The sequence below is a fragment of the Mesorhizobium sp. M0159 genome (assembly GCF_040322295.1).
In the GTDB taxonomy this organism is placed as follows: Bacteria; Pseudomonadota; Alphaproteobacteria; order Rhizobiales; family Rhizobiaceae; genus Mesorhizobium.
The window spans coordinates 74,498-85,726 of sequence record NZ_JAMYTF010000008.1 but is presented as its reverse complement, the minus strand read 5'-3'; the positions used below and the strand labels follow the sequence as shown (position 1 = coordinate 85,726).

The 11,229-nt window shown below is 62.1% G+C and carries 13 protein-coding genes; 8 read left to right on the top strand and 5 right to left on the bottom strand.

The features are described from left to right. The first annotated feature begins 32 nt into the window (after positions 1-32). On the top strand, positions 33-257 hold the full coding sequence (locus NKJ32_RS11145) for a hypothetical protein (protein WP_023675341.1): 225 nt from the start codon (positions 33-35) through the stop codon (positions 255-257). 103 nt (positions 258-360) lie between these two features. On the opposite strand, the gene NKJ32_RS11140 is transcribed toward NKJ32_RS11145, so the two are convergent. Together NKJ32_RS11140 and NKJ32_RS11135 are read right to left on the bottom strand one after the other, a co-directional pair. Then, entirely contained in the window at positions 361-600 is a 240-nt protein-coding gene (locus tag NKJ32_RS11140; protein WP_352755032.1) for a DUF680 domain-containing protein, read from the bottom strand. Positions 601-780: 180 nt separating this feature from the next. After that, on the bottom strand, positions 781-1,422 hold the full coding sequence (locus tag NKJ32_RS11135) for a TetR/AcrR family transcriptional regulator (RefSeq protein ID WP_023675343.1): 642 nt from the start codon (positions 1,420-1,422) through the stop codon (positions 781-783). An 83-nt stretch (positions 1,423-1,505) separates the two neighbouring features. Here NKJ32_RS11135 and NKJ32_RS11130 point away from each other — a divergent pair, with 83 nt between their 5' ends. Next, positions 1,506-2,126: a hypothetical protein gene (locus NKJ32_RS11130; protein ID WP_352755030.1), complete on the top strand. Its 621-nt coding sequence runs from the start codon at positions 1,506-1,508 to the stop codon at positions 2,124-2,126. A gap of 41 nt (positions 2,127-2,167) precedes the next feature. On the opposite strand, the gene NKJ32_RS11125 is transcribed toward NKJ32_RS11130, so the two are convergent. The 3 genes from NKJ32_RS11125 to NKJ32_RS11115 all read right to left on the bottom strand — a co-directional run bounded on the left by NKJ32_RS11125 (position 2,168) and on the right by NKJ32_RS11115 (position 4,851). Then, positions 2,168-2,662: a MaoC family dehydratase gene (locus tag NKJ32_RS11125; protein WP_031211357.1), complete on the bottom strand. Its 495-nt coding sequence runs from the start codon at positions 2,660-2,662 to the stop codon at positions 2,168-2,170. 39 nt (positions 2,663-2,701) lie between these two features. Beyond that, the gene (locus NKJ32_RS11120; RefSeq protein ID WP_023675346.1) at positions 2,702-3,517 is read right to left on the bottom strand and encodes an SDR family oxidoreductase; all 816 of its coding nucleotides are present in this window, start codon (positions 3,515-3,517) and stop codon (positions 2,702-2,704) included. Between the two features lie 506 nt (positions 3,518-4,023). Further along, a complete protein-coding gene (locus tag NKJ32_RS11115) occupies positions 4,024-4,851 on the bottom strand; it encodes a MurR/RpiR family transcriptional regulator (protein ID WP_023675348.1) in 828 nt (275 codons plus the stop codon). Positions 4,852-4,996: 145 nt separating this feature from the next. Here NKJ32_RS11115 and NKJ32_RS11110 point away from each other — a divergent pair, with 145 nt between their 5' ends. The 6 genes from NKJ32_RS11110 (at position 4,997) to NKJ32_RS11085 (ending at position 11,192) form a co-directional block, all read left to right on the top strand. Next, entirely contained in the window at positions 4,997-5,821 is an 825-nt protein-coding gene (locus NKJ32_RS11110) for an N-formylglutamate amidohydrolase (RefSeq protein WP_352588208.1), read from the top strand. Positions 5,822-5,843: 22 nt separating this feature from the next. Then, the gene (locus NKJ32_RS11105) at positions 5,844-7,406 is read left to right on the top strand and encodes an amino acid permease (protein ID WP_352588205.1); all 1,563 of its coding nucleotides are present in this window, start codon (positions 5,844-5,846) and stop codon (positions 7,404-7,406) included. Positions 7,407-7,506: 100 nt separating this feature from the next. Then, the gene (locus tag NKJ32_RS11100) at positions 7,507-8,877 is read left to right on the top strand and encodes a glutamine synthetase family protein (protein ID WP_352588202.1); all 1,371 of its coding nucleotides are present in this window, start codon (positions 7,507-7,509) and stop codon (positions 8,875-8,877) included. Between the two features lie 111 nt (positions 8,878-8,988). Then, positions 8,989-9,384: a helix-turn-helix domain-containing protein gene (locus tag NKJ32_RS11095; protein WP_352588199.1), complete on the top strand. Its 396-nt coding sequence runs from the start codon at positions 8,989-8,991 to the stop codon at positions 9,382-9,384. After that, positions 9,368-9,793 carry a type II toxin-antitoxin system VapC family toxin gene (locus tag NKJ32_RS11090; protein ID WP_352588196.1) on the top strand — a complete coding sequence of 142 codons (426 nt, stop codon included), beginning with the start codon at positions 9,368-9,370 and terminating at the stop codon, positions 9,791-9,793. The genes NKJ32_RS11095 and NKJ32_RS11090 overlap by 17 nt, the downstream gene beginning before the upstream one ends. Further along, positions 9,756-11,192, top strand: a complete 1,437-nt coding sequence (locus NKJ32_RS11085) for an aldehyde dehydrogenase family protein (RefSeq protein WP_352588193.1) — start codon at positions 9,756-9,758, stop codon at positions 11,190-11,192. The genes NKJ32_RS11090 and NKJ32_RS11085 overlap by 38 nt, the downstream gene beginning before the upstream one ends. Positions 11,193-11,229 lie beyond the last annotated feature (37 nt).

The following is an 11,229-nucleotide window of genomic DNA, read 5'->3' as shown; positions in this document are numbered from 1 at the left end:
GTTCTGCGACAGCGAGCCGAGGGAGAATCCAAATGCCGCCGAACTCCGCGCCGAAGTCGCCGGTCAAGACGCCGGCCGTGCGCTCTTTCGAAGACGAGCAGCGCACTGGGACGGATATCGAAGAGGAACTCGAGGAAGGCCTCGAGGATACATTCCCGGCCAGCGATCCGGTGTCGATCACCGGAACGGCCATTCCCGGCGCACCGGCAAGACCCGGCAAGCCCAAAAGCGTGGTGGGACAGAAGCGCAAGAAATGATCTGCGCGGGGTGACAAAAAGCAGGGCTGAGGCCGGCACGATGGGCGGCCGGAAATTGCTGCCGCCCTTTCGTTTCCTCACCGCGTATTGTCGCCCGATCGGCTCAGAAGCTGCTTGGCACGATCCACGGGTCGATGCCGATGCCGAGCCTCGGGCCCTTGCTGTCGGCCTTGTGGGTCGCGGCGTCCGCCTTTTCAAGCGATCCGGTCGGCGCGCAATCGAGCTTCACATCGACCTTGGTGTCGATGCAGGCCGCTTCTTGCTTGCCTGTCTGACTGCTGCCGGCAAATGCGGCGCCAGAGAGCGCCAGCAGGGCGGCGAGCGCGAGGATTGCCTTCTTCATGGTCTGTCTCCGGTTTCCAGTTATTGGATTCGTACATGTACGGAATTGCGTACAGATACGCCCAGGACTTAGGGAGTTCAAGCAAAATCGTACATGTACGGAGAAATTGAGCGCAGGAATTGCCGGACGCTCGGCGCCGGAGCGTTCGGAGAAATTACAGATCGGGAGGAGCGCCGCTCTTCAGCAGTTGACCGGCGGCGTGAGCGGCGCAATCTCGTGCGCGGCGATGGCTTCGAGCATGATGTCGCCGATCCGTGTGATGAACGTCGTCTGGTCGCCGAACGGGTAGAACGGGAAGGTGATCAGCAGCGAGATGGCGCCGTGGCCGACCGCCCACAGCATGGTGGCGATGGCGCGTGGATCGCCTTTGAGCCTGCCGGCGGCAACGCAGGCTTCGACCCTCGCGATCAGCACTTTCATCGCCGGGTTGCCGCTCTCCATTTCGGCGAAGGTCTTTCCGGCTGGCGGCCTGACTTTTTCGGTCATGAAGACGGTGCGGTATTCGTTGGGATTTTCCAGTCCAAAGGCGGCGTATTCGACAAGCACCGCCTTGAGCGCCTCGATCGGGTCGTCGGCCGTATGATTTGCGATGCGCCTGGCCAAGGTCTCGAAGGCATCCTCGGCCAGCGCGAACAGGATGTCCTGCTTGTCGGCGAAATAGGAATAGACCGACATCGGCGCATAGCCAACGCGCTTGGCGAGCTTGCGGATGGTGAGGCCGTCATAGCCTTCTTCCTGGACAAGCTTGTGCGCGGCGTCGACAAGTTCGGAACGCAGTTCAGCCTTTTGTTTTTCGCGGCGCTCCTGGACGCTTAGCTGCAACTTTCTACTGCCTTATGACTGATGGCTGGATGCAGCATATATACGCTGTACGGCGTCGGGCAAGGGTGGCACGAAGCAGAAGCTTGACTGTCGCATGGCTGGCGATCGCGCTCGGCTTCGCCATGGAAGCTCTCATTCTGACCGTCAGATTTGCGGCAGGTGCCAACCCCGCGACGACGCAGTTTCTGATCGAACTGGCGCAAGGCGTGACCTGGTCGTTCTTCGTCTGCGCCGGCGTCAGCCTCGGCACGGCGCTCACCAAGGTGCGAGGCTCGCTCGGTGGCCTGATCGGTGCGATTTCGGAGCCACTGGCGATGGGCATCGCCAAAGGGACGCAAAAGGTTATGGTCAGCGCGCTGGACGCGGCGGCAAAGCCGGCCATCCTGTCGCTCACGACGCTCGGTGTGCTGCGGGCGATCGAATACGGGCTGCTCGGCTGGGCACTGGCGTCGCTGGCATCGAAGGAAGAACCGCGTCCGCTCCATTTCGCGCTGGCAGGCGCCCTGATAGGCGCGGTATTCGGCGGCGGCACCACGGTGCTGACCATCGAGACGGCCGCGGCAAATGACGCTGCTCTCGCAATGCCACAGGCGATCGCAACCGGCCTCAACGAGATCGTGTTCCCAATCGGTTGTTCACTGGTCGTCTACATTGCGCTGCAGGTCAGCCGCCACATGAAGTACGTCGCGGCCGAAGCTAAATAGATTTGGCACAGATAGATTTGGGCTTCTCCGCCTGACGAGAGTCAGACCGCTTCCGGCTGGCGTTCGATCAGGGTCAGCGTCAGCCAGCGCGCGGTCAGCGCCGGTTTTTTCGAGCCCTCGATCTCGATCGTCACGTCGTGCGCCGTCTGCACCCACCCCGACGGCCTGACCTTGACGTCGGCCAGCACGAAACGGGTGCGGATGCGCGAGCCGGTCTTCACCGGCGCCAGGAAGCGCAGCGAATCGAAGCCGTGATTGACGCCCATCTTGCTGTTTTCCAGCGGCGGCATGGTTTCGAAGGTCATCGCCGACAACAGCGAAAGCGACAGGAAGCCATGCGCGATGGTGCCGCCGAACGGCGTTTCGCGGCTGGCGCGTTCCGGATCGCAATGGATGAACTGATGGTCGTCGGTGGCATCGGCGAACTGGTCGATCATGCGCTGGGTGACGACCCGCCATGGCGACACGCCGACTTCCTTGCCGACGTTGGCCAGAAGCACATCGAGACTGATCGGTTCCACGCTGATGTCCTCCATCTTCACCCCCGGCATTTCACTCGCCGGATGGCGTGCGTCTCATTCCTTGAACAATGTCAGCCCGTGTTGCACCGACTGCCCGCCATCGATCGGCAGGATGGCGCCGGTGACATAGCTGCCGGCCCGGCTGCACAAATAGAGCGTTGCGCCGGCAATGTCATCCGGTGCGCCGATGCGGCCGATCGGAACGTGGTTGCCGATATGTCTTGCCTGGTCCTCGGTGCCGGTGGCGAAGGCCGTCATCCGGCTCTGGAAAGGGCCAGGCGCAAAGGCGTTGACGGTGATGCGGCGGGCGGCGAACTCGATTGCCAGGATGCGCGTCAGGTGGTGAACCGCGGCCTTCGAGGCCGAGTAGGAGTAGGCATCTTCGGCTAAAGGCTGCGTGCCCATCACCGATCCGAGGTTGATCACCCGGGCCGGGTCGGCGTCGCTGGCCGCGGCCTCGAGCAGAGGCAGCAATTCGCGCGTCAGGTGGAAGACCGAGGTGACGTTGACGCCGAACACCTTGGCCCAGGCATGGTAGGGAAAGCTTTCCAGCGGCGCGCCCCAGGAGATGCCGGCATTGTTGACCAGGATATGCAGCCGCTCGGTCCGCGCCCTGACCTCGGCCACAAGCGCCGCAATGCCGGCCTCGCTGGAGACGTCGCCGGCAAAACCTTCCGCCCGGCCGGATGCGCCAAGGCCGTTCAACTCGCCCGCTACCCTGACGCAATCCTCGCTCTTGCGCGAGGCGATCATCACCGCGGCGCCGGCCATGACCAGAGCGGTCGCCGCCATGCGGCCGATGCCGGTCGCGGCGCCGGTGACCAGCGCCGTCTTGCCGGCGACTGAGAACAGCTCGTCCAGATAGCTCATCGAATTCCTCCGTGCAGTTCACCGCGCTTTGGTTCAGGAAGCGGCTTCGCGTCGACAAGGCTAGCCGAACTTCGATCATGCTTGCCATGGGTAAAGTAGCTGGGGTGGGGCACGCTTTAGCGGCTGAATGGTTAAGCCCGAAATGCAAGGTGGTCATTCGGCCGTGACATGGGTCGGATGAATGATGCGGCCGTGCCCGTTAGCGAGCACCTTGGTAAGCTGTTCATTTCGCGCGTGAACCAGTCGTCGTTACTCCTCCGCCCCAGCCGCAGGCGGGTCTTGAGGAGTTGGGAGGTGGCCGAGCAGTGGGGCGGGACTGACATTCGTATTCGTGGACGGGGACTATGCTTTCGGGGGGAAAGCCATGGGTAAGAAACAATGCACCGTCCTGCTGGCAGCGGTTTTTGCGACTGTCTTTGGCGTCTTTTTGCTGATCCTGATCCTGCAGATGATCAGTTTTTTAGAGGACTAGACCGAAGCGAAACGCGTCCCTTTCCGGAGGGGCTCTACCGCAGGCTTTCCAGCTCGCGGATGCGTTTGGCGCCGTCGGCCTCGAGCTGCCTTGTGACGGCGCCGATCAGCGCTTCGGCAACGACGAAAAGGGCGGCGGATGAGTCCCAGGCCGAAGGCACGGCGGTGCGCCCGGCGATGACGTGGCGGGCGAAGCGGGCGATCGGCGACAGCCACTGGTCGGTAAACAGCACGATCTGCACGCCACGCTGGTTGGCCGTCTCGGCAAAGCGGACCAGGCTGTCCTGGTAGCGCCTGATGTCGAAGATCACCAGCACGTCGCGCTTACCCATGTCGATCAGTCGGTCGCGCCAGACGCTTTCCTGCCCGCCGAGGTGAAAAACGTTGGGCTGGATGATGGCGAGGTGGGCGGCCATGTAGCGCGCCAGCGGGTCGGTGAAGCGGCCACCGATCAGGAATGTCTTGCCGCGCCGGTCGGCAAGCTTGGCGACGATGTCGGCAAGCTGTTTGTCCGAGAGATGCCGGAAGGTCTCGCGCATGTTGTCGAGGGTCGCCTCCAGCATCGGCGACACGGCGCTGCTGCCCGGCGATGGCGGATTGAGCGTGCGCGAGGCCGGCGACTGCAATTGCGCCGCCAGCTCGTCTTGCAGCGTCGACTGGAATTCCGGATAGTTCTGGAAGCCGAGCCGGGCGACGAAACGCAGGATCGTGGGCGATGATACGCCGGCCGTAGCCGAGAATTCGGCGACCGTCTTCAGCCCGATCAGCGGATAGCTGGCGATCAGCGCTTGCGCTGCGCGCCGCTCGCCTGCCGGCATGGTGCCGATGCGGTCGGAGATCAGTTCGGCAATGCTGGAAACCATGTTTTTCCCCACCCTGGCCGTGCCGTTAGCGCATTATCGAAATCGCGTTTGACAAAGCCGGCCAAACTGTATGAAATCATCCGCAGGGACGCAATGAGGCAAAATACGTAACATACGATACAGCGCTCCCCGGGGACAGCAGACAATGGAGACAGCACGGCCCGCCAGCCTTGCATCGCCTGAAACCGTAAGGGTGACGAACCCCGGCGGATCGAGCCCCTTCGTGCTGACCTGCGACCACGCCTCAAATTTCCTGCCACCGGAATTCGGAACGCTCGGCCTTGCCGCCGAGGATCTTTCCCGCCACATCGCCTGGGATCCCGGCGCCTTGCCGGTGGCGCGCCGCATGGCCGAGGCGCTCGATGCGACGCTGGTCGAGACCTGCATCTCGCGGCTCGTCATCGACTGCAACCGCCCGCTCGACGCGCCGGACCTGATAGTGACGGTCAGCGCCAGCGAAAAAACCGTGGTCCCGGCCAACCAGGGACTTTCGGCCGACCAGCGGGAGGCGCGCATCGCGCTGGCGTGGCGACCGTTTCACGAGCGGATCGCAACGATCGTAGACGAGCGCCTGGCGGCCGGGCGGGAGACCAGGCTGGTCTCGATCCATTCCTTCACGCCGCTCTACAAAGGCAAAAGCCGGCCCTGGCACATCGGCATCATCCATGACGAGGACCGCCGGCTGGCGGCGCCGCTGATCGCGGCGCTGAAGCGGCTCGCCGGCGTCACCGTCGGCGTCAACGAACCCTATTCGCCGGCCGACCGGGTCTATTTCACGCTGGAACGCCATGCGCGCTCGCGCGGGCTGCCTTGCGCGATGATCGAAATCCGCAACGACGAGATCTCCGGCGCGGCCGGGCAGCGGAAATGGGCGGATCTGCTCACCGGCATTTTTCTCAATCTGGAGCCCGAGGCGGCCAATGGCCCCAGACCAAGCGCAGTCGGAAAGTCAGTTCAATCGGCCAGCTAAGAAACCAAAAGGGGACTTCAAAATGGTAGCACCGGGTTACAGTGAAGTTGATAAGAAGGAGGACCTGAAAGTTCTCCATGGAATGGGCTATGCTCAGGAACTTTCTCGAAGCATGAGCCGCTTCTCGAATTTCGCGATCTCGTTCTCGATCATCTGCATTCTCTCAGGCGGCATCAATTCCTTCGCGCAAGCGACATCGTCCATTGGTGGCGCGGGCGCTGGTATCGGCTGGATCGTCGGCTGCATGGTTTCGGGACTTTTCGCGCTCGCCATGGCCCAGATCGCCTCTGCATTTCCGACCGCGGGCGGCCTCTATCACTGGGCATCTATTCTGGGGAACCGTTTCACTGGCTGGCTGACCGCATGGCTCAACCTGCTCGGCCTGATCACCGTGCTCGGTGCGATCAACATCGGCACGGCTTTCTTTTTCGTCGGCACTTTCGGCGCAGCCTTCGGCATGACCGGCACGCCTGGTGAGATCGTCGGGTTTGTCGCCTTCATCACGGTGTTGCAGGCGCTGCTCAATCATTTCGGCATCAGGTTGACGGCTATGCTGACGGACGCCTCCGGCTTCCTGATCCTGGCAACGACAGCCGTGCTGATCGTCGCTTGCCTGGTGTTTGCGCCAGCGATCGACATCACGCGGCTGTGGACGTTCACGAACTATTCGGGCGATGCGGGGGGCGGTGTTTTCCCGCAGTCCGATTCCATGACGTATCTCTTCCTGCTCTGCCTGCTGCTGCCGGTTTACACCATCACTGGCTATGACGCGTCGGCGCATACTTCGGAAGAAACGTTGAGGGCGGCCCACTCGGTTCCGCGGGCAATCGTTTCGTCCGTACTCTGGTCGTCGCTGATCGGCTGGGTGATGCTGTGCGCGATCGTACTGGCGATTCCGGATCTGGCGGCCGGCGCCAAGCAGGGCTGGGGCGTGTTCTTCGCCACGATGGACGCAATCTTGCCGGCGTGGCTGAAGACACTGCTCTATCTGGGCATTCTGATCGCGCAGTTCCTCTGCGGTCTGGCAACGGTCACCTCTGCCTCGCGCATGCTTTTCGCCTTTTCGCGTGACGGCGGCATGCCGGTCGGCTCGGCCTCGCTAGCCAAGGTCAGCCCGACCTGGCGCACGCCGGTCAATGCGATTTGGACGGCTGCTGTGCTCGAGGTCATCTATGTCTTTCTTGCCCAGTTCATCTCGGTCGGCGGCACGAACATCTATACCATCGTCGTCAATTCGACATTGGTGTTCCTGTTTCTGTCCTTCATTATTCCGATCGTGCTCGGCATGATGGCTTTCGGAACGGAGAAATGGCCGAACCCCGGCCCATGGAATCTCGGCGCCGGCCTGTTCAAGCTGTTTTGCATCCTGTCGGTCATCGGCATGGCGATCATCTTCTACATCGCCATCCAGCCGCCGAACGACAAAGTGCTCTATATCACCCTGGGCTTCATTGTGCTGACCGCGGTGCTTTGGTTCGGTTTCGAGAACCGCCGCTTCCAGGGTCCGCCCATCGGCGACCAGATCGCAAAGCGCCAGGCGGCGATCAAGGCAGCCGAGATAGCCGTCGGCGAAGCCGGCGCCTGACGCTCTCTGATGACCATGGCCGGCATCGTGCCGGCCATGGATTTCCGTTTCCTTTTCAAAGTGACAAGCCCGAAACGACAAGCGCTGGAGTGCCAAAGGAATGGCCGGAAATTTCTCGTTCGATCAGTTGAAGCAAGCGGTCTCCAGCGGCGAGGTCGACACGGTGCTGGCCTGCATCGTCGATATGCAGGGCCGGCTCGCGGGAAAGCGGTTCCTGGCCCGTTATTTCGTCGATTCCGCGCATGACGAGACGCATGGCTGCAACTATCTCTTGGCGGCAGACATCGATATGGAACCGGTGCCCGGCTACAAGGCGGCGAGCTGGTCGAAGGGTTATGGCGATTTTGTCATGAAGCCGGACCTTGCGACGCTGCGGCTCGTTCCGTGGCTGGAGAAGACGGCGCTGGTGATCTGCGACGTGCTCGACCACCATACCCATGACGACCTGGCGCATTCGCCGCGCGCCATGCTGAAGAAGCAGGTCAAGCGGCTGCAGGATCGCGGCTATATCGGCTATTTCGCTTCCGAGCTCGAATTCTATCTGTTCAGCGAAACCTACGATTCCGCCCGCAAGAAGCACTGGCAGGGCCTCGAGACGGCATCGCCCTACATCGGCGACTACCAGATCGGCATCACCACCAAGGAAGAAGGCGTCATGCGCCGGCTGCGCAACGAGATGGAGGCGGCCGGCATCCCGATCGAGAATTCGAAGGGCGAGTGGGGGCCAGGCCAGGAAGAGATCAATGTCCGCTACGCCGAGGCGCTCGACATGGCCGACCGCCACGTCATCCTGAAGAACGGCGCCAAGGAAATCGCCGAGTCCGAAGGCAAGGCGATCTCGTTCATGGCCAAGTACAATTACGGGCTCGCCGGCAATTCCAGCCACATCCATAATTCGCTGTGGAGCGCCGACGGCAAGACGCCGTTGTTCTACGACAAAAATGCCGAGTGGACGCTGTCGACACTCGGCCAGCAATGGGCGGCCGGCCAGCTCAAATATGCCAAGGAATTCACCTGGTTCCTGGCGCCCTACATCAATTCCTACAAGCGCTTCCAGGCCGGCACCTTTGCGCCGACCAAGATCATGTGGAGCGAGGACAACCGCACCGCCGGCTTCCGTCTTTGCGGCGAGGGCACCAAGGGCATCCGCATGGAATGCCGCATCGGCGGCGCCGATTTGAACCCCTATCTGGCTTTCGCCGCGCTGATCGCGGCCGGGCTTGCCGGCATCGATGAAAAGCTTGAACTGCAGAAGCCCTTCGTCGGTGATGCCTACCAGGCCTCGCAGCTGCCTGAAATTCCAAAGACATTGCGCGACGCCACCGCGACGCTGGCGGAATCGAAAATGCTGAGGCAGGCGCTCGGCGACGATGTGCTGGAACATTACGTCCACACGGCACACTGGGAACAGTTGGAGTACGACCGCCGGATTACGGACTGGGAACTGCACAGGGGGTTCGAGCGGTATTGACGGCGTTGCGCTTTACGCAATATTGTTGCGGTTATCGCACCAGCAACACGCAGGAGGCAGCGTTTGCCCAAAGGTAGAGCCCATGTCGACAAGGCGTGGTTCATGAGTCGAATGAACGAGCGCAAGCTCACGGTACGCAGCATGGCCGGCCGCATGAACATACACTACAGCGCCTTGTCGCGGACACTGAACGGTGAGCGGCGTATGCAGGTCGACGAGATACGCAAGATTGCTGAAATTCTCGACCGGCAGGAAAGCGAGATATTGGTGCACCTGGGAAGTTCCAATGATGCGGCGAAGCCACCGGAGCCTGATCGCCGGTCTGGTTTCAAGGAGGGGCAAGTGGATTTCGTGGACGACATGAACGGCAACAAGGAAGAGTACATCGTGCCGCCTCGGGGTGCCGATCCGTTGTTTGGATGCATGGCCGGGACGCTCACCCTGCTTCCGGACGTCGACTATACCGCGCCCGCCGATCCGGATTGGGGCAATGTCTATGACGAGTGAGGGGGTTCTGCTCGACACATGCTTCATGCTGTGGCTGTCAACGGAGCAGCCGGTCACGAGGGCTGCGGTCGAGAAGGTGACCAGCGCACGCAAAAATGGCAGCGTGATCGCCGTTTCCGTGATGTCCGCCTGGGAAATCGGCATGCTTGTAGCCAAGGGCCGGTTGCCATTCATCAAGTCACCGCTCGCATGGTTCGAACGGTTCGTGCAGACCGGGGCAGCGAGCGTCGAGGGGATCGACAGTGAGCTTTTGGTCGAGTCTTCGTTCCTGCCCGGCGTCGTTCACAACGATCCAACGGATCGGATCATCATAGCCACGGCGCGCTCGAAAGACCTCGAGATCATCACCCGCGATCGCGCAATCCTTGCCTATGGCGCGGCCGGCTTCGTCAAAACAGTGCCTTGTTGATTTGGAGACCTCCTTGGAAACCGTGAAGATAAAATCCCCCGTCGACGGTTCGATCTATGCCGAACGGCCTCTTGCCACCGACCAGGCGATCGGTGCCGCGGTCGAACGTGCCAAGGCGGCGCAGGAGAAGTGGGCTGAGACGCCGGTCGTCGAGCGCGGCAAATACATGCTTGCCATGCTGGAAGCGCTGGTCGCCATGACCGACGAGATCGTGCCGGAGATCGCCTGGCAGATGGGCCGGCCGGTGCGCTATGGCGGCGAGTTCGGCGGCGTCAGGGAACGCGTCAGCTACATGGTCGAGATCGCCGAGGCGGCCCTGAAGCCGGTCATGGCCTCCAATCCGAAGGACGGCTTTCGCCGCTATGTGAAGAAGGTGCCACTCGGCGTGGTCATGGTGATCGCGCCGTGGAACTATCCCTATCTCACCGCCGTCAACACCATCGTCCCGGCGCTGATGGCGGGCAGCGCCGTCATCCTCAAGCATGCGGCACAGACATTGTTGGTCGGCGAACGGTTTCAGCAGGCGTTTGATAAGGCCGGCCTGCCCAAGGGCCTGTTCCAGAACCTCGTCCTGAACCACGCGCAGACTGAAAGGCTGCTCGGCTCCGGCAAGATCGACCATGTCAACTTCACCGGCTCGGTCGCCGGCGGCCGCGCCATCGAAAAGGCGGCGGCGGGCACCTTCATGACGCTCGGCCTCGAACTCGGCGGCAAGGATCCGGCCTATGTGCTGCCGGACGCAAAGATGGACCATGCCGTTGCCAATCTGGTCGACGGCGCCTTCTACAATTCCGGCCAGTGCTGCTGCGGCATCGAACGCGTCTATGTCCACGAGAAGGTCTACGATGAATTCGTCGAGGGCTTCATTGCCGAGACCAGGAATTACGTCGTCGGCAATCCGCTCGACCAGGCGACCACCATGGGGCCGATGGCGCAGGCGCGCTTCGCCGACCTGATCCGCGAGCAGAAGGCCGAGGCGTTGCGCAAGGGCGCCAGGGCACACATCAATATGAAGGTGGCCAACGACAGGCAAGGTTCCCCCTATCTGGCGCCGGAAGTGCTGACCCAGGTCGACCACCAGATGAGCGTCATGCGCGAGGAAAGCTTTGGCCCGATCGTCGGCATCATGAAGGTGCGCAACGACGAGGAAGCGATCGCGCTGATGAACGACAGCCCCTATGGGCTGACGGCCTCGATCTGGACGCGCGACACCGGCCATGCGGCGGCGATCGGCGATCGCGTCGAGACCGGCACCGTGTTCATGAACCGCTGCGACTATCTCGACCCGGCGCTGGTCTGGACCGGCGTCAAGGACACCGGCAAGGGCGCGGCACTGTCGGCCATCGGCTACGACAATCTGACCAGGCCGAAATCATACCATCTGCGCGAGGTGATCTAAGGTGGCGATCGACAAGCATGCGATCGCTGTTGAGGGG